Source organism: Kineococcus siccus (assembly GCF_009906795.1).
Taxonomy (GTDB): domain Bacteria; phylum Actinomycetota; class Actinomycetes; order Actinomycetales; family Kineococcaceae; genus Kineococcus; species Kineococcus siccus.
Genome location: NZ_JAAALN010000068.1, coordinates 1 through 17,858 on the forward strand (window position 1 = coordinate 1; position 17,858 = coordinate 17,858).

Annotated in this window: 19 protein-coding genes; 11 read left to right on the forward strand and 8 right to left on the reverse strand. The window is 74.8% G+C overall.

The annotated features are described in order from the left end of the window. A partial coding sequence (locus GTR02_RS09720; RefSeq protein WP_338073711.1) for a GAF domain-containing protein occupies positions 1-1,946 on the reverse strand: 1,946 nt, incomplete at its 3' end. Between the two features lie 182 nt (positions 1,947-2,128). Here GTR02_RS09720 and GTR02_RS09725 point away from each other — a divergent pair. The 9 genes from GTR02_RS09725 (at position 2,129) to GTR02_RS09765 (ending at position 9,133) form a co-directional block, all read left to right on the forward strand. Next, positions 2,129-3,103, forward strand: coding sequence for an ATP-binding protein (locus GTR02_RS09725; protein ID WP_166607289.1), 975 nt, complete (start codon positions 2,129-2,131; stop codon positions 3,101-3,103). Between the two features lie 127 nt (positions 3,104-3,230). Next, complete coding sequence (locus GTR02_RS09730; RefSeq protein WP_166607303.1) at positions 3,231-3,917, forward strand: methyltransferase domain-containing protein; 687 nt, start codon at positions 3,231-3,233, stop codon at positions 3,915-3,917. A 44-nt stretch (positions 3,918-3,961) separates the two neighbouring features. Continuing rightward, positions 3,962-4,594, forward strand: a complete 633-nt coding sequence (locus GTR02_RS09735) for a hypothetical protein (protein WP_166607290.1) — start codon at positions 3,962-3,964, stop codon at positions 4,592-4,594. Positions 4,595-4,696: 102 nt separating this feature from the next. Continuing rightward, a complete protein-coding gene (locus tag GTR02_RS09740) occupies positions 4,697-6,040 on the forward strand; it encodes a DUF222 domain-containing protein (protein WP_205708958.1) in 1,344 nt (447 codons plus the stop codon). Between the two features lie 89 nt (positions 6,041-6,129). Continuing rightward, positions 6,130-7,179, forward strand: a complete 1,050-nt coding sequence (locus GTR02_RS09745; protein WP_166607291.1) for an HD domain-containing protein — start codon at positions 6,130-6,132, stop codon at positions 7,177-7,179. 77 nt (positions 7,180-7,256) lie between these two features. Continuing rightward, the gene (locus GTR02_RS09750; RefSeq protein ID WP_166607292.1) at positions 7,257-7,916 is read left to right on the forward strand and encodes a haloacid dehalogenase-like hydrolase; all 660 of its coding nucleotides are present in this window, start codon (positions 7,257-7,259) and stop codon (positions 7,914-7,916) included. A 44-nt stretch (positions 7,917-7,960) separates the two neighbouring features. Further along, positions 7,961-8,470, forward strand: a complete 510-nt coding sequence (locus GTR02_RS09755; RefSeq protein WP_166607293.1) for a hypothetical protein — start codon at positions 7,961-7,963, stop codon at positions 8,468-8,470. Positions 8,471-8,552: 82 nt separating this feature from the next. Beyond that, positions 8,553-8,750 carry a ribbon-helix-helix protein, CopG family gene (locus GTR02_RS09760; RefSeq protein WP_166607294.1) on the forward strand — a complete coding sequence of 66 codons (198 nt, stop codon included), beginning with the start codon at positions 8,553-8,555 and terminating at the stop codon, positions 8,748-8,750. Further along, complete coding sequence (locus tag GTR02_RS09765; protein ID WP_166607295.1) at positions 8,747-9,133, forward strand: Fic family protein; 387 nt, start codon at positions 8,747-8,749, stop codon at positions 9,131-9,133. Before GTR02_RS09760 ends, GTR02_RS09765 begins: the two co-directional genes overlap by 4 nt. A 27-nt stretch (positions 9,134-9,160) precedes the next feature. Here GTR02_RS09765 and GTR02_RS09770 read toward each other — a convergent pair whose 3' ends face one another. Next, positions 9,161-9,574 carry a hypothetical protein gene (locus tag GTR02_RS09770; RefSeq protein ID WP_166607296.1) on the reverse strand — a complete coding sequence of 138 codons (414 nt, stop codon included), beginning with the start codon at positions 9,572-9,574 and terminating at the stop codon, positions 9,161-9,163. 218 nt (positions 9,575-9,792) lie between these two features. Here GTR02_RS09770 and GTR02_RS09775 point away from each other — a divergent pair, with 218 nt between their 5' ends. Then, positions 9,793-10,194 (forward strand): hypothetical protein, encoded by a 402-nt coding sequence (locus GTR02_RS09775; protein ID WP_205708959.1) that lies wholly within the window; start codon positions 9,793-9,795, stop codon positions 10,192-10,194. Between the two features lie 377 nt (positions 10,195-10,571). Next, entirely contained in the window at positions 10,572-11,432 is an 861-nt protein-coding gene (locus tag GTR02_RS09780) for a phosphatidylinositol-specific phospholipase C/glycerophosphodiester phosphodiesterase family protein (protein ID WP_166607297.1), read from the forward strand. A gap of 3 nt (positions 11,433-11,435) precedes the next feature. Here the strand turns inward: GTR02_RS09780 and GTR02_RS09785 are convergent, their stop codons facing one another. From GTR02_RS09785 to GTR02_RS09810, 6 genes are all read right to left on the reverse strand, one after another. Beyond that, positions 11,436-12,899 (reverse strand): aldehyde dehydrogenase family protein, encoded by a 1,464-nt coding sequence (locus tag GTR02_RS09785; RefSeq protein ID WP_166607298.1) that lies wholly within the window; start codon positions 12,897-12,899, stop codon positions 11,436-11,438. A gap of 188 nt (positions 12,900-13,087) precedes the next feature. Next, entirely contained in the window at positions 13,088-13,867 is a 780-nt protein-coding gene (locus GTR02_RS09790) for a sporulation protein (protein WP_166607299.1), read from the reverse strand. A gap of 90 nt (positions 13,868-13,957) precedes the next feature. Then, positions 13,958-15,757: a glycoside hydrolase family 15 protein gene (locus GTR02_RS09795; RefSeq protein WP_166607300.1), complete on the reverse strand. Its 1,800-nt coding sequence runs from the start codon at positions 15,755-15,757 to the stop codon at positions 13,958-13,960. 62 nt (positions 15,758-15,819) lie between these two features. Continuing rightward, positions 15,820-16,062 (reverse strand): hypothetical protein, encoded by a 243-nt coding sequence (locus tag GTR02_RS09800; protein WP_166607301.1) that lies wholly within the window; start codon positions 16,060-16,062, stop codon positions 15,820-15,822. A 94-nt stretch (positions 16,063-16,156) separates the two neighbouring features. Then, entirely contained in the window at positions 16,157-17,203 is a 1,047-nt protein-coding gene (locus GTR02_RS09805; RefSeq protein WP_166607302.1) for a pyridoxal-phosphate dependent enzyme, read from the reverse strand. Next, positions 17,200-17,769, reverse strand: coding sequence for a GNAT family N-acetyltransferase (locus tag GTR02_RS09810; RefSeq protein WP_205708960.1), 570 nt, complete (start codon positions 17,767-17,769; stop codon positions 17,200-17,202). Before GTR02_RS09810 ends, GTR02_RS09805 begins: the two co-directional genes overlap by 4 nt. Positions 17,770-17,858 lie beyond the last annotated feature (89 nt).

The window sequence follows — 17,858 nt, forward strand, 5'->3', positions numbered from 1 at the left end:
CCGCCGACCTGGGCGGCCTCCGCGGCGGGCACGTAGCGCACGACGATCTGACCGTGGTCGGGCTCCGGCGGCTCCGAGAGCAGCGAGCGCTGCAGGCCCTCGGCGAGGTCGCGCTGCTGCCGGTACAACCGAGCCGAGTCCAGCGCCAGGCCCGCGCGCGCCGCGACCTCCCCCGCGGTCGCGACCTCGACGTCGGTCAGCGGCACCCGGTCCGGCCCGGCGAAGAGCGTCAGCAGCCCGACCGTCCGGCCCCGCCCGCGCAGCGGGAACACCGACGCCGAGGCCGGGGCCAGCTCCCGCAGCAGCGCCACGGCCTCCCCGCCGGGCGTCAGGACGGCGGAGATCTCCTCGGTCGCCCGCGCCAGGTGCAGCGGGCGCGCCTCGCGCAGGGCGCGCAGCAGGTGGGCGCCGTCGCCGAGGTCGCCGATGCGGCAGGCCGTGTAGGCCTCGACGAGCGGCCGCAGCGCGGCGTCCCGGTGCCACCAGCCGACGTCGCGCAGGCCGCGGCGCAGGTCGACCGCGCGCCCGGAGCGTCCCGCCGACAGGGCCCCGGCGGCCGTGTCGTCGTCGACCAGCGTCACCACGCACCAGTCGCCCAGCGCGGGCACCACGAGCTGCGCCAGCCGGGCGACGGCCCGCTCGGCGTCAAGGGTGTCGGTCAGCGCGGTCGTGACCGCCGCGAGCAGCCCCAGGCGGGCGGCGGCCTCCTCGGCGGCCAGCTGCGCCTGCCGGCGGGCCGTGACGTCGAGCAGGTACACGCCCAGCCCCTCCCGGCCCGGCAGCGCGCGGACCTCGACCCACGCGTCGGCGGGGCCGGCGTGGGCGTCGAAGACGACGGGCTGTCCCGTGGAGACCGCGAGGCGGTAGTCCGCCTCGTGCCGGCCGCTCAGCGGCGCGGGGCACGTCGTGAAGAAGTCGTCGCCCAGCAGCTCCTCGCGGCTCCGGCCGACGAGCCGCTCAGCCTCCGCGTTGGCGTACGTGACCCGCCAGTCCGCGTCCAGGGCGAGGTGCCCGACCGCCATGGCGTCGAGGATCGCCTCGACCCGCTCCCCCGCCTGCCGGACCGCGGTGACGTCGTACACGGCGCCCAGCAGCCGCGCGGGCGTCCCGTCCGGTCCCGGCAGCGCCGACCCGCGCGCGGTGAGCCAGCGGTGGCTGCCGTCGGCCTCGACGACCCGGTAGTGGGCGGTGTACTCGCCCCCGCGCTCGGCGACCTCGCGCAGGCGGTGGACGACCTCCCCGACGTCGTCGGGGTGGACGTGGGCGTAGACGTCCTGCGGCCGGCCGCTGAACCCGGCCCGCGTCAGCCCGGACAGCTCCAGGAGCCGGTCGTTGGTCGTCAGGACCTCGGTGACGAGGTCGACGTCGAAGGTGCCGATGCCCGCGGCGGTCACCGACAGCTCCAGCAGCGCGCGGCTCGTCCGGTAGTCGTCGTTCAGCGCCGCGAGCTGCAGCTCGGCCGCGACGGTGGCCGCGACCTGCTGCAGCACGTCGACGTCGCGCTCGTCCCACGTCCGCGCGGCCGGGGCGAAGACGCAGACCGCGCCGACGACCGCACCGCCGTCCGCCGTCAGGGGCACCCCGAGGTACGACCCGACGGCGCCCGACGTCACGGGCGGCAGGTCCGCGACGCGCGGGTCCCTGCGGGTGTCGGCGATGGCCAGCGGGGCCCGGGAGGAGGCGGTCAGCGAGCAGATCGTGGCGCCGAGCGGCTTCTGCTCACCGGGGCGGCCCGCCTCGGGGCCGTACCCGCCCGCGATCGTCTCGACGTCGGTGAGCAGCGACACCTGCGCCGAGGACGTGCCCAGCAGCTGCGCCGCGAGCCGGGTCAGCCGCGCGAGGCCCGGCACGGCCCGCGGTGGCCGCAGCCGCCGGGCCGCGGCCGTGCGCGGGGCGTCGGCCACCAGCGCTCGCGCCGCCTCGGCGACGGTCGGGGGCTGCACCACGCACGTTCTCCTCACACCGGACGACCAGCGCGGTGCTCCGCCCACTGCGCCGCGAGCGTCCCAGTCTGGCCGATCCCGACACGACTCGTCGCGCACCGTGGCGCCGCACCGTGCCGGCGGACCGGTGCGGAGCCGCCGTCCGCGCGCGACGGACGCGGTCCCCGCCCGCCTACGCTGCTGACGTGGCACCACACGAGGACGCCCCGACCGCGACCGTGCGGCTCGTCGGCGTCCCGCTGCGCACGCGCGCCGCCTTCGGCGACTACACCGGGGGTCTGCTCCGGGAGCTCGCGCTCATCGAGATCGGCGCCGGCCGGAGCGCGTCGACGACCCTCCCGCAGCGCCTGCTGGACCTCGCGGCCGAGATCAGGACGACGTACGCCCCGTTCCAGGCCGAGGCGGCGGCCACGGCGCTGGCCGCCGAGGCCGCCGGTCTCGAGACCTGCGACCTCGGCTACACCGTCCCGCCGGGCCTCGGGCCCTTCGTCGAGCACCTCGCCGACGTCATGGACGAGGCCGACGACTACTGCCGCGACGCGCAGCACGTGCTGACCATGCCGCCCGCGCCGGAGGTGCACGCCTACCGCACCTGGGTCTTCACCGAGTTCGTCCGGCAGCTCGCGGGGCACGCGCCCCGGCCCTGGGCCGATGTCGCGGGCGGGCCGGCCGGCGGCCCGGTGCTCACCGGGCGCGCGGCGCCCGCGCCGGACCCCTCGCCGGTCTCCCGGTGCGGGCCGGACACGTGCGAGGTGATCGGCGAGCCGCTCGCCCTGCCGCCCGTCCCCACGTCGGTCGGCGCGGCCCGCCGCCACGTCCGCGCGGTGCTGCGCGCGGCCGGGGCCGGGGACGTCGACGAGGCCGCGGAGCTCGGCACGTCGGAGCTGCTCACGAACGCGGTGCTGCACGCCGCGACCCCGGTCCTGCTGACCGTGTGCCGCTCCGGCGCGGGCACCGTGCGCATCGCCGTCACCGACTCCTCGCCGCAGGCGCTGCAGCCGCGGCGGTCGGGGGCGACCTCGACCACGGGTCGCGGCCTCGACCTGCTCGACACCATCTCCCGCGACTGGGGCGTCGACGCCCCGGCGGCCCACGGGGAACCCGGCAAGACGGTGTGGTTCGAACCCGCCGCCTCGGGGGGCGAGGACGCACCGTCCTGACCCGGTGCCGCCGGCCGGTGGTGCGGAAACCCGTGGACACCGCCCGCGGCCCCGCAGCACGCTGACCCGCGTGCAGGGGATCTGGGACGACGACGCCGCGCGCAGCTACGACACCCCGGGGACGGGGATGTTCGCGCCGGACGTGCTGGGCCCCACCGTCGACCGCCTCGCCGCCCTCGCGGGGGCCGGGCGGGCGCTGGAGTTCGCGGTCGGGACGGGCCGGGTGGCGGTGCCGCTCGCCGCGCGCGGGGTCCCCGTCGCGGGTGTGGAGCTGTCGCGGCCCATGCTGGACGTGCTGCGGCAGAAGGTGGACGAGGCCGCGCTCCCCGTCGTCGAGGGGGACATGGCGACCACCCGGGTTCCCGGTGAGTTCTCGCTCGTGTACCTCGTCTTCAACACGATCTCGAACCTGCTGACCCAGGACGAGCAGGTGGCGTGCTTCCGCAACGCCGCCCGCCACCTCGCCCCGGGCGGGTGCTTCCTCGTCGAGCTGTGGGTCCCGGAACTGCGGTCGCTGCCCCCGGGGCGCCGGGCCACGGTCTGGGCGCAGGAGGACGGCTACCTCGGCCTGGACACCTACGACGTGCTGCGCCAGCGGGTCGTGTCCCACCACGTCCGCTTCGGCGAGGGCCGCGAGGCCGAGCTGTTCCGCAGTCCGCACCGCTACGTGTGGCCGTCGGAGCTGGACCTCATGGCACGGCTGGCGGGCTTCGTCCTGGAGTCGCGCGAGGCCGACTTCAGCGGCGCCGAGTTCACCGCGGACTCGCGCTCGCACGTGTCCGTCTACCGCCTGCCGGGCGCCCCCACCACCTGAGCGCCGCGGGTGCGGGCGGCCGTCGGGTCCCGCAGGATCGTCGCGTGGACCGCACCGTCGACCTGCTGGACACCGCCGTGACCCGGGCCTTCCGGCTGCTCGCCTCGCTGCGCTCGGCGAAGGCCGTGCACACCGTCGGCACGGTCGTCGACGCCGAGGTCGTCCGCCACGGGTCCAGCCCCGCGACCGGGGTGGGGTGGATCGACGAGCCGGGGGTCGACCGGGCGGTCGTCCGGTTCTCCCGGGGGGCGGGCCTGCCGGCCCCGCTGCCCGACGTGTTCGGCATCGGCCTGCGGGTCAGCAGCCCCGACGGCGACCCCTGGGACCTGCTGCTGGCCTCCAGCGCGGACCGCTGGCCCGCGCGGCGGTTCCCCCTGCCGAGCGGGCACTGGCGCCGGCCCACCTACTCCAGCATCTCCGCGTTCCACACCGACCGGGGCCTGGTCCTGCTGGGTGCCCGCTGGCGCGCCGGCCGCTTCCTGCTCGCCGTCGCCGACCCGCGCGGGCCCTGGCGGCCGTTCGCCGAGCTCCGGCTGCTGCAGGACCCGTCGACGGCCCCCGAGCGCGTCATCACCTACGACCCCGTCCTGCACCCCTTCCCCGGGCTGGACATGCCGGTGGGCTGGCAGCACGTGCGCGAGGCGGCCTACGCGGGGTCGCGTCAGGGCCGGTCCTGACCGGTCGCGGTCGTCCTCCGGAGCGGGCGGCCTGCGCCGTGACCCTCTGTGCCGCAACAATTTACCTTGACCCAGAGCCGTCGTTGGCCTAGAATCGAACACGTGTCCACTGCTCCCGCAGCCGCCCCCGGTGACGCGCTGGCGCGTCTCCGTACGGCGGTGGCGGACGTGGCGCGGTGCGTGGGGGCCGGGCCGGCGGACGCGGACCTCGTCGAGCTGATCGCCGGCGCGGAGCGGGCCAAGCGGGCGCTGGCGGCGGTGCAGGCCGAGGCGAGCGCGGCCCTCGGGGCGTCGGTGCGCGCGGCCGAGGCCGCCGCGGGGGTCCCCGCCGCGCGGCGCGGCCGATCGGTCGGGCCGCAGGTGGCCCTGGCGCGGGGGGTCTCCCAGCACCTGGGTGGCCGGCACGCGGGGGCGGCGCGGGCGCTGGTGGAGGAGCTGCCGGAGACGTTGCGGGCGCTGCGGTCCGGCTCGATCGAGGAGTGGACCGCGACGAAGGTCGTCCAGGCCACCGCGTGCCTCGGCCGCGAGGACCGGGCCCGGGTCGACCGGGGGCTCGCCGCGGTGTTCGCCCGGCCGGGGGTCGGGGCGGCCACGGTGATCGGCTCCGCACGGGCGCTGGCGCAGCAGGCCGACCCCGCGGCGGCGGTGGCCCGGGCCCGCAAGGCCGCCACCGAACGGTGCGTGTCCCTCCGGCCGGCTCCCGACACCATGACGTACCTGACCGCGCTGCTCCCCGTCGCCGAGGGCGTCGCCGTGCACGCGGCCCTGCTGACCGCGGTCCGGGAGCACGCCGCGACGCGCGCACCGGGAGACGACCGGGGCCGGGGCCAGGTCATGGCCGACACGCTCGTGGAGCGGGTCACCGGCCGGGACCCGCACACCGAGGCGGTCCCCGTCGTGGTGCACCTCGTCATGGACACCGACACGCTGCTGGCGGCCGGGACGGCGTCCGCGAGCGTCCCCGGGCACGGTCCCGTCCCCGCGCGGATCGCGCGAGAACTCCTCGCCACCGCCACCGAGGCCGGTCAGGCGTGGGTGCGACGGTCGTTCACCGCCCCCGACGACCACCGCCTCGTGGGTCTGGACTCCAGCGCACGGGTGTTCCCCGCGGGTCTCGCGGCGTTCCTCCGCGCACGCGACCAGCGGTGCGCCACACCGCACTGCGACGCCCCGATCCGCCACCTCGACCACGTCGAACCCCACGCCCGGGGCGGGGCGACGAGCGCGGTGAACGGGCAGGGGTTGTGCGAGGCGTGCAACCACACCAAGGAACTCCCCGGGTTCTCCGCCACGCGCGACCCGGTCACCGGCGTCACCGCCCTCAGGACCCCGACCGGGCACGCGTACGGGAGTTCCCCACCGCCGGTCCTCGGCCACCCCCTCCTGCCCGACGAGCTCGACCCCACCCGGGTCTGGCTGCGCCGCGTGCTGGGCACCGCCGCCTGACGGCGGGCTGCGCGAGAACGCCCAGGAACTCGTGCCAGAGTCTCCGCGTCGGCCGGACCACGCGGGACCGTCGTGCGGAGAGGGGACGAGTGGACCACGGAGCGGACACCCTCGGCCTGGACGGCACCTACACCGACCCGGTGTGGGGCGTGACCGTCGACCTCCGCCCCCTCGAGCGCGACCTCCTGCGCACCTGGTGGGTCCGGCGGCTGCAGTTCGTCGCGCACGCAGGCGCGGCCGCCCTGGTGACCACCCAGAGCGGGTCCCGGCTGGAGCACTCCCTCGGAGTCCTCGCCCTCGTCGCCCACTTCCGTGACGACGACGACGCGGGACGCGCCGCGGCGCTGCTCCACGACATCGGTCACCTGCCCTTCAGCCACACGGCGGAGGGAGTGCGCGGGCTCGACCACCACCACCTCGGGATCGAGCGCCTCGCCACGCTGGCGCCCCTTCTGGACCGCTACGGCCTCGACGTCCGACAGGTCGCCGATCGGCTGCGGCGAGCAGGGAACGGCCCGCTGGCGTCGGCGCACGGCATGCTCACCCTCGACCACCTGGACTCGTTCGTGCGCAGCGGCCACCGGCAGGGCCGGCTCCGGGTGAGCGGCCACGAGGTGCTCTCGCGGTCGCGCCTCCGCGGCGGAGCCGTCAGCACCGACGCCGACACCGCGGACGAGCTCGGTCGCCTGGTGGTCGCCGAGGCACGGTCCCAGCTCTCCCCGGCCAACGTGCTCGCCACCGGCCTGCTCCGCCACTGGACGGAGCTCGTGCTGCGTGGAGCGGCGCCGCAGGAGGTGTCGCGGGCCGCCGCCGCGACGGACGACGAGCTCTGGACCCTCCTGCGCACCGACGAGCGGACCCGCCACGACGTCGAGCGGTTCCGTCGCGACCCCGCCCGCTGGGACGTCGGTGGCGGTCGCCCGGGCACGACCGCGTACACCACCTTCCGCGTGCGGCGCCTGTACCTCACGCTCCCCCACGTCGAGGGGGAAGACGCTTCAGCGCAAGAAGCCACGCGCGCGGCCCGCACGTTCGGGCACCTCCCGGTGCCACCGCTGGACCACGTCATCTCCTGGCAGGACCCGGACGGCACGCCCTGGACGGGCCCGTCGAACCTGCAGATCGGAGGGACTGCCTGAGTACCGGAGTGCTGCTTCGACGTCACGCTCCCGCCGATCTGCGCGTGGTCGGTCGGACGCCCCCCTAGGGTCGCCGGGTGTCTCGACAGCAGTGCGTGGTCTTCGACCTGGACGACACCCTGGTCGCCTCCGACTCCTTCGCCCGCCTGCTCAAGCACCTACTGCGACGCTCGCCCCTGCGGCTGGTCCTGGTGGCGCTGACCGCCCCGGCGTGGTTGCTGCTCGGCGCCCGCAGCACAAGCCGACTGCACGCCGAACGTGTCGTCGTCTGGGCGGCCACCGTGGGCCTGCACCCGCACCGCTTCCAAGCGGTGGTGCGCGACTTCGCCGCCGAGCACGCCGGAGACGACGGTGGCCGCCGCATCGACGTCACGGTGCAGCGCCTGAAGGAGCACCTGGCCGCCGAGGACCGGGTCATCATCGCTACCGCCTGCGCCGAACCCCTGGCGCGCGAGATCTGCCGGACCCTGGGCCTGCTGAACGTCGAGATCGTCGCCAGCACTTTCACCACCCACCGCTGGCGCCTGCCGCACGCGGTGCGCGCCCGCGGTCACCGGAAGGTGCAGGCCCTGGTCGAGGCCGGCATCGACCTGCCCGTGGACCACGCCTACTCCGACAGCCTCAGCGACCTGCCTCTGCTCCAGGCCGCCCGCACCGCCCACCTGGTGCGTCCCTCCAAGCGGCACCTGCCCGTACTGCGGCGCGAACTGGGGCAAGACGTCGAGGTCATCCGCTGAGAACAGCCGACGGTCACCGAGCGGTGGCGGTGGCAGCATGAGGCATGCCCACAGACGGCGACGCCTCCGCACGTAGTGCCGACCAGCCCCTGCGCTTGATGGGTTTCGAGGTCGAAGCCCTGCCAGCCGGTGTGACTGCACGGGCCGTGGTCGCCGCCATCAAGACGGAGGACCCGAGCGGTTGCCAGACATGGACCGCTCGTACCTCAGCCGACGCCACCCAGGACATGGTCGCGGCCCAGCGGGTCATCAGTGCCGCCTCGCCCACGACTGGTGAGCAGAGCTCACGGACCACCACGCAACGGATGGTCGGGAAGGCTCTCGCCGCCACTGCCCGGGGGGCGGTCCTCTTCGCCACCTGGTTCTGGTGGATCACCGCCAGCCTGGTGGTGGTCGGCTTGCTGGTCGGGGCCGTCAACGTGACCTTCTCCGAGGGCGGCTCGTGGTGGTTCGGGCTGCTCTTGGGCGGCGCGGCTGCTGCCGTGGCCGCGAGGTGGGGCCTTCATGCTCGGAAGGTGCACAGAGCGACGTCGCGTCGGCTCAGCTGCCCTTGACCCTGACCCGCCGGGGCGGCCGCGGACGGTTCACGATCTCAAGAGGCTCGCACACCTGGTACCACGGCGGTACCATCCGTGCGTGGCCATGAACCTGCGACTGACCGACGAAGAGGCCGAGGCCCTGCGCCGACGTGCGGAGCAGGAAGGGCGCTCCATGCAGGAGGTGGCCCGCGCCGCTATCGGTGAGTACGTCTCCGACCGTCCCGCCCGCCTGCGCGCGGCCATCGACCGGGTGCGTACCGAAGACGCTGAACTCCTCGCCCGTCTGGCCCGGTGAGCGAGCGAGGTCGCCCGATCGATCACCTGACCACTGAAGACCTCCTCGAGATCGCCGCCGGTGTGATCGAGGGCGTGCAGGTCCGTGATCTGGGCCTGATGGCTTCGGCCGCCGCGCGGCCCCGCACCACCGTCTTCGGCCGTGAGGCCTACCCGAGGTTGCCCGATCAGGCCGCGGCCCTCATGCACTCCCTGTCCCGCAACCACTCCCCGGTCGACGGCAACGAGCGCCTTGCCTGGTCAGCCACCCGCGTCTTCTGCCTGCTCAACGACACCGACCTGGTCATGGACGTCGACGACGCCGAGCAGATGATCCTCGCCGTGGTCGCCGGTGACCTCGACGCCGCCGAGCTGGCGGTCGTGATCGACCAGCACCTCCGATAGAGACGTGCCTCATCCCCGGCGACCCTCTCAAGAGACGCGATCGACTAGGTACTTGGCGGCGACGAGTCCCAGTCGCTCATCCGACTCACGCAGCGCATTGATCAGGGCCATCCGTCCTGCTGACGTGCTGAGATCCAACCCACGATCCGCAGCAAGATCACGCAGCCGCGACGGATCCCACTCTGCTTGCGCAGACGCCTCGCCGGTCGCACGGGTTCTCGCGACTTGCTGGGTGGCGGACCTCGGTCGCCGGTGACGCACCGTCGTAACCAGCATGACCGCGGCCCACACCATCAGCACCACGGAGCCGACGAACCACCACCACTGTGCCCGCATCGCGCGGTCGATCACCGTGATGACGAGGCAGGCCAAGAAGACGGAGTACCCCAAGACCAAGAAGCGGTAGTACCTCAGCGGTGTGACAGGAGCGCGGGTGGGCACCCTCTGAGCATCCACCACAGACCGCTCGCGCATCATCGCCTAGACGGGTCAGTGTCCCGTCGTACGCACTACCGCGGTGGACTCTGTCGCTTCGACGGGTCGTTGACTCGGCGCTCACGACGCGCTGCGTGTGCCTCCGGTGTGGCGAGGACGTCGCGCGCTCGGCGAACTCTCGATCTCCTGGGCTTGGACCACGCCAAGCTGACAGGCTGCCCTCCGTGCTGTCGAAGCGGTGGGCCAACGAGCCCCGCTGGATGCGGGCGACTTCTGTCGCCTTGATCCTCCTGCTGGCGTGGGGAGGTCTGCAGCACCTCCTCGACTTCCTCATCGCCGGCTGGGCGCCTTACGCCTACGCTCCCGACTGGCTCGCCGCCTACTGGAGTGCCCTTCTCCTGCTGGATCCCCTGGGCGCGGTCCTGATCGCCCGCCGTCACCGCGCCGGCTTGCTCCTGGCTCCGACGATCCTGCTCACCGACGCAGCCGCCAACGGCTACGCCATCTACGTCCTGGAGCTCGGCGGCCCTCTGGCCCCGATCGGGCAAGGCGTCGTCACGGTCCTGGCCGTTATCACGGCCGCCCTAACCCCACGGATGCTGGACTCGGATCGCCTCCCCATCTGAAGCGGTTCCTGGCAGAAGCGTCAGGAGCGGTGCGACGTCACGGTCATGCCTCGCTGCGCGTGACCCGCTGCGCCGTTCTCGCGGCGGCTGCTCGACACAGGGCTGCTCGTGCCGCGACCGTCGCCTCTGGCGATCGTGGGCTGTGACGGGCGTCAGTGATTGCGGCGACCTAGCTCGCTAGGCCAGGTCTGCCTTCCCACATCCGCAGATCCGAAGGGACCCTCGACAGTCGACCGCCGCGGACCCGACGCGACGGGTGCCGGTCGTCTGCGCGAGGCGCCCCGTGCACGCGGTGTCCAGTCCTCGTTGGGCCTGCGGTCACAGCCGCCTCCTAGGTTTCGGCGCGCAACCGCTCCCCCACCCCGGAGGTCCACCGCATGCGCCGCTCCCTGCCCGTCCTCGCCGCCCTCGTCAGCGCGGTCCTGCTGCCCGTGGGTGCCACCGCGGCGACCGCGGCCGCTCCGGCCCCCGTCGCCCCGATCACCGCCACGCCGCTGCCGCAGGCCCACGCGCACAACGACTACGAGCACGACCGCCCGCTGTTCGACGCCCTGGACCAGGGGTTCACGAGCGTCGAGGCCGACGTCTACCTCGTCGACGGCGAGCTCCTCGTCGCGCACGACCCCGAGGACCTCGACCCGGCCCGCACGCTGCAGGCGCTCTACCTCGACCCGCTCGAGGCGCTCGCCGAGGCCGGCGACGGCTCCGTGTACCCCGGCCACGACGCCCCCGTGCAGCTGCTCATCGACATCAAGACCGAGGCCGTGCCGACCTACCGCCGGCTGAACGCCGTCCTGGCCGGCTACCGCAGCACGATGACGCGCTTCACGATGACCGACGACGGCTACGACGCCGAGCCGGGCGCGGTGACCGCCGTCGTCTCGGGCAACCGCCCGCTGGACCTGATGGCGCGCCAGCACGTGCGCTACGCCGGCTACGACGGCCGCTCGGGCGACCTGGCCAGCGGCGCCGACCCGCAGTTCATGCCCCTCGTCAGCGACAACTGGAACAACCTGTTCACGTGGCAGGGCGTCGGCGAGATGCCCGCCGCGGAGCGCGCGCGCCTGCAGAGCGCGGTGGACGCCGCCCACCTCGCCGGGCGCACCGTCCGGTTCTGGGAGACCCCGGACGCCCCCGGCCCCGAGCGCGAGGCCGTGTGGGCCGAGCTGGTCGCCGCGGGCGTCGACCACATCAACACCGACGACCTCGCCGGCCTGCAGGAGTTCCTGCTGCGCTGACGCTCACGCCGGGAACCCGATCGCGTGGGTGTCCGTGAACTCCCGCAGGCCCTCCAGGCCCATCTCCCGGCCCATGCCGCTGTGGGCGACGCCGCCGAAGGGTGCGCGCTCGTCGAGGTGGGCGGCCCCGTGGGCGTTGACGAAGGTGTACCCCGACCGCAGCTGCCGGGCCAGGGCGGCGGCCCGGTCGGGGTCGCTCGTCCACACCGACGAGCAGAGCCCGAACATCGACCGGTTGGCCCGGGCGAGCGCGTCGGCGTCGTCGTCGAAGGGCAGCACGGGCAGGGTCGGCCCGAACTGCTCCTCGGCGACCACCCGGGTGTCGTCGGCGGGGTCCAGGACCAGCGAGGGCCGCAGGAAGTTCCCCCGTGAGAGGTCGGCGCCCGCGGCCGCCTCACCGCGCTGGCGGACCTCGGCCCCGGTGGAGCGCGCCTGGTCGAGCAGTTCCTGCACGTAGGCCTGCTGGCGGGCGTCGTGCAGCGGCCCCATCGTCACGCCCTCGTCGAGCCCGTGGCCCAGGCGCGTCGCGGCGAGCAGCGCGGTGAGCCCCTCCACGACCTCGTCGTAGCGGGAGCGGTGCACGTAGAGGCGCTTCACGGCCATGCACACCTGACCGGTGGTGTCGAAGGAGCCGGTGAACAACCGCTGCAGGGCCTCCTCGCCGAGGTCCGCGTCGTCGAGCACCAGGGCGGGGTCGTTGCCGCCGAGCTCGAGCGTCACGCGCGTCAGGGTCGCCGCGGCCGCGGACATGACGCCGCGGCCACCGCGCAGGCTGCCGGTGAAGCACACCCGGCGCACCCGGTCGTCGGCGACGAGCGGGCCGCCGATCTCGGCGTCGGTCCCGGTGACGACGTTGAGCACCCCCGGCGGCAGCGAGGCGGCGACCCGCTGCACCGTCAGCACCGTGGCCAGCGGGCAGGAGGGCGGCGGCTTGACCACGACGGTGTTCCCCGCCAGCAGCGCGTAGGGCAGGGACGCCGCCAGGATCGCGAGCGGCCAGTTGAACGGCACGATGATCGTCACGACGCCCAGCGGGACGTGGGACACCTCGGTCCGGTGCGGCGGCCCCGGCAGCGTGGTCACCGACCCGACCTGGTCGGCGAGCGCCGCCGCGAGGTGGAAGCGGTGGTCGAAGACGAGGGAGTCGACGAAGGACTCACCCCGCACCTTCCCGTTCTCCCGGGTGAGCACCTCGGCCGTGGCCGCACGGTCGGCCTCCAGCGGGGCGAGCGCGGCGAGCAGCAGGCCCGCCCGGTCCTGCGGGCTGCGCCGCGACCACTCCCCGGACGCGCGGTGCGCGGCGGCGACCGCGGAGCGGGCCTGCTCCGCGCTCGCCGCGGCCGCGTGACCCACCACGGAACGCCCGTCGGCCGGGTCGAGCACCTCCAGGCGCCCGGCCGAGCCCTGCTCCTCCCCGTCGACGTAGATCCCGGTCGTGATCTCGGGCAGCTGGTCCAGCGACGTCATCGTCCGGCTCCTCGCCAACGGGGTCGGCGCGGGCACCGTCGCCCGGACCTGCCCCCGACGCTAGGCGGGAGCAGCGGAGGGCGCACCGGGTCATCGACCCGTCCCGACCCTCCCGCCGCGGCCGGTGCGGCTACGTCGAGTGTCGCGGCTCCCGGTGCGGGCCCCGGCGAGGTCCGTGGAGAGGCCGGTCACCAGCCCCAGCCGCGGCGGGAGCCCAGCTCGTGCACCGCGCGGTCCAGCGCGGCGGCCACCCGTGCGCGGTCGGTGTCGGCGTGCGACAGGCGCAGCCGGCTCACCACGTCGCGGCCCTCGGTGAGCAGCCCGCCGCGTCGGTCGGCCTCCAGGACCACCTCCACGCCCTGCGGGTCGGCGAGGAACGTGACCTCCAGCTCGCCGACCTTGCGCACGTGCGCGGGCGGGGCGAACTCCAGCTCCTGGTAGAAGGGCAGGTCCGAGCCGCGCACGCGGCCCTTCTCCACGTCCGCGTGCCGGAAGCGCCAGCCCAGCGAGGCGAGCGCGTCGAGCACGGCCTGCTGCACGGGCAGGGGCGCCACGGTCAGGCCGTCCAGGTCACCCGGGTCGACCGCACCCGCGACGACGAGCCTCGTGACGACCCCGACGTGCACGCCGCGCAGCGTCCAGCCGCCCACCGCCGTGATCGGCGTCTGCCACGGCAGGGTCAGGGAGAACGGCAGCTCGGTCCGCTGCCCGGGGACGGTGGTGAAACCGGCTCCGACGCGGGCGCTGCCGAAGACGACGTCCTCGCGCCACTCGGAGTCCCCGCTCTCCACCTCGACGCGGGCCTGCAGGGCGACGACGACCTCCTCGACCTCCTGGGCCACCGAGCCGCCGACCACGACCACGCGGCCGCCGACACCTCCGCCCGGCTGGGCCACGTCGCGCTCCAGCACCGTGTCCACCGACGCCGCGCCCGCACCGAAGCGCGCCGCGAGGTTGCGCAGACCCATGTCGTCCTCCGTCCCCGGACCGCCGGCCGGCCCCCTGACGTGACCGACGGGCGAGGCCCGCGGGGCGTTCCCCGCGGTCGCCTGCGCGACTCAGTCGTCGGCCGCGGCCTCGTCGCTGCGGCCACCGGCCCCGCCGCTGAGGTGGTGCGCGGCGACGACGAGCGGGAAGTGGCTGAAGGCCTGCGGGAAGTTGCCGAGCTGCCGCTTTGAGACGGGGTCGTACTCCTCGGCCAGCAGGCCGAGGTCGTTGCGCAGCGCGAGCAGCGTCTCGAACAGGGCGACGGCCTCGTCGGTGCGCCCGATGCCCTGCAGCGCGTCGACGAGCCAGAACGAGCAGGCGAGGAACACGCCCTCGGAACCCGGCAGGCCGTCCTCGGCCTCCTCCACCTTGTAGCGCAGCACCAAGCCGTCCTGGGTCAGCTCCCGCTGGACGGCCTCGATCGTCGCGACGACGCGGGGGTCGTCGAACGGCAGGAAGCCGACGCGCGGGATGAGCAGCAGGCTCGCGTCGAGGGAGTCGGAGCCGTAGGACTGGGTGAACGTCCCGGTCGTCGGCGACACCCCGTGGGCCAGGACGTCGGCGCGGATCTCCTCGCGCACCCGCCGCCAGCGCTGCACCGGGCCGGCCAGGCCGAACTCCTCGGCGCTGCGGACCATCCGGTCCGCGGCGACCCACGCCATGACCTTGGAGTGGGTGAAGTGCCGCCGCGGACCGCGCATCTCCCAGAGCCCGTTGTCGGGTTCCTGCCAGCGCGCCTCGAGGTGGTGCATGAGGGCCTTCTGCAGGTTCCAGGAGTCGTCCTCGCGCTCCAGGCCCGCCTGCCGCGCCAGGAACAGGCTGTCGAGGACCTCACCCCACACGTCGAGCTGCAGCTGCCCGGCCGCGGCGTTGCCGATCCGCACCGGCGAGGAGCCCTCGTACCCCTTCAGCCAGGGCAGCTCCAGCTCGGGCAGGCGGCGGGTCCCGTCGAGCCCGTACATGATCTGCAGGTCGCCCGGGTCCCCCGCGACCGTCCGCAGCAGCCAGGCGCGCCAGGCGGCCGCCTCCTCGAGGTGGCCCGACAGCAGCAGGGCCTGCAGCGTGTACGTCGCGTCGCGCAGCCAGCAGTAGCGGTAGTCCCAGTTGCGGGAGCCGCCGAGCTCCTCGGGCAGCGACGTCGTGACGGCCGCGACGATGCCGCCCGTGGGCGCGTAGATCATCGCCTTGAGCACCGTGAGGGAGCGGGACACGGCGTCGCCCCAGACGCCGCTGAGCGGGACGGCCGTGGTGGCGCTCCACTCCGACCAGAAGTCCAGGGACTCCTGCAGCGCGTGGTACGGGTCGGGCCGGTGCGGCATCTCCTCGTGGCTCTTGCCCCAGGTCAGGACGAAGGGGACGCGCTCGCCCTCGCGCACCGTGAAGTCGGACACCGACGTCAGGTCGCGGCCCTCGATCTCCGCGGTGGACCAGAACCACACCGAGTCGGGACCCGCCACGGCCTCCAGCTCGTCACCGCGCCGGCGCACCCACGGCACGATCGAGCCGTAGTCGAAGCGGAGCGCGAGCTCCGAGGACATCCGGACCTCACCCTCGAGGCCCTCCACGATGCGGATGACGTCGGGGTGGTTGCCGCGCGGCGGCATGAAGTCGGTGACCCGGACGGTCCCGTCCGGGGTGTCCCACTCCGTCTCCAGGACGAGCGAGCTGTCGACGTAGCGGCGCCTCGTGCAGGCGCCCCCGCCGCTCGGCCCGATCCGCCAGCGCCCCGCGTCGGGGGTGTCGAGCAGCGCCGCGAAGCACGCGGGCGAGTCGAAGCGCGGGAAGCAGAGCCAGTCGATCGAACCCGTCCGGTCGACCAGCGCCGCGGTGTGCAAGTCGCCCAGGAGGGCGTAGTCCTCGATCCGCGCCATGCGGGTCATCTTGCCGTCGCGCGTGAGGTCTCAACGACCGGGGCGCGCCGGGACTGGGCCGATCAGCGCAGGTGGCCCTTGCGGACGACGTTCAGGGCGGTCGGCCGGACGACCCGGAGGTGGCCCGTGGCCTGGGGGGTGCGGGTGCCGGAGACGACCACCGTCACCGTGCTGGACACCGTGGTGACCGACGGCGTGGTCGTCGACGGGGTGGGGGCCGCGGAGGCTGCGGGGGCGAGCGCGGCCGCTCCGGTGAGGAGCGCACCGCTGAGGACGGCGGTGGCGAACGCACGGGACAGAGACACGGCGGGGCTCCTCGAGGCTGGGGTTCGGGGACTCTCAGTGACTGACTCCCCAGGCTTCGGCGTGCCGGCACGCGGGCTTGAGCGTCGAGAGACGTCAGATGTCGTCACTGGCAGTGACACCGGCCGCCGCGCGCCCGGCCCGCGCCGGGAGCTCCGCGACCTCCTGACCACCCGCGACGAGCTCGGCGAACCGCGCCGCGCCGACGTTGCCGCCCGACAGCACCGCCCCGACCCGCTGGCCCGGCTCCGTCCCGCGCCCGAACAGCACCGCGGCCAGGGCGCACGCGCCGGACGGCTCCAGCACGACCTTCAGGCGGTCGAAGGCGAAGACGAGGGCGGCGCGCAGCTCGGCGTCGGAGACGAGCACGACGTCGTCGACGAGTCGGGAGTTCACCGCGAAGGTCAGCTCGCCCGGGACCTCGGCGGCCTGGCCGTCCGCGATCGTGCGGGGCACCTCGATGCGCACGCGGTGCCCGGCGCGCAGCGAGCGGAGGGTGTCGTCGCCGGCCGCGGGCTCCACGCCGACCACGCGCGTGCGCGGGTGCAGGCCCTTCACGACCGTCGCGCTGCCGGCCATCAGGCCGCCGCCCCCGACGGGGACCAGCAGGACGTCGAGCTCGCCGACGTCCTCGAGCAGCTCGAGCGCCGCGGTGCCCTGACCGGCCATGACGCCGTGGTGCTCGTAGGGCGGCACCACGGTCAGCCCGCGCTCGGCGGCCAGCGCGCCGCCCAGGGCCACCCGGTCGCCCGTGTACCGGTCGTAGGTGACGACCTCGGCGCCGTAGCCGCGCGTCGCGGCCACCTTCACGGCCGGGGTGTCCTCGGGCATGAGGATCGTCGCGGAGGTGCCCACCATCGCGGCCGCGAGCGCCACGGCCTGCGCGTGGTTGCCCGAGGAGTAGGTCGCCACCCCGCGCTGGAGCTGCTCGCGCGACAGGCGCGACACGACGTTGTAGGCGCCGCGGAACTTGAACGCCCCGATCCGCTGGAGGTTCTCGGCCTTGAGGTGGACGCCGCACGCGGTGAGCTCGTCCAGCTGCCGCGACGTCAGGACGGGCGTGCGGTGGGCGACCCCCGCGAGCTGCCGGGCCGCGTCGAGGACGTCGTCGAGCGCGAGACCACCCGCGGCCGCGCCGCTCACGGTGGGCCCGGGAACGACGGTGCCGCCGGGAACGACGGTGCCGCCGGGAACTGCGGTGCCGCCGGGAACGTCAGGCACATCTCCACCTCGTCCGTCGTCTCGTCCAGGCTGTACGGGACCCGCAAGCCGGTGTCCACGAAACCACGACGGCGGTAGAAGGCCCGGGCCCGGGTGTTGTCCTCGTGGACGTGCAGCAGCAGGGTGCCGCGCTCCGCCTGCCGGCCGACCCACGCGACCGCCGCGTCGAGCAGCGCGTCCGCGACGCCCGCGGCCCGGCCGCGGTGGCCCGGCGCCACGAACACCGAGACGAGGAACGGCCCCTCGACGGGGTGCACGAACGCGGACATCGTCCCCAGCCAGCGCCCGTCCTCGGCCACCGCGGCCCACCCGGCGTTGCCCGGTGTGGCGCAGCGCCGGGCGCGGAAGCGCCACTCGGCGTCGTCCAGGGCGAGCGCGTGCTCGAGGGTCTCGCCGAACGCGAGGGGCGTGTCCGCGAGCATCTCGAGGCGGACCGCGCGGTAGGCGCGCCAGTCCTCCTCGCCGATCGCGACCACGCGGACGTCCACGGCCCGCAGCGTAGGTCCCCGCCCGGGGCGCCGACCGGCAGGATCGGCGGGAGCCGCCCGTCCGACCCACCCCGGGAGCCCCCGTGACC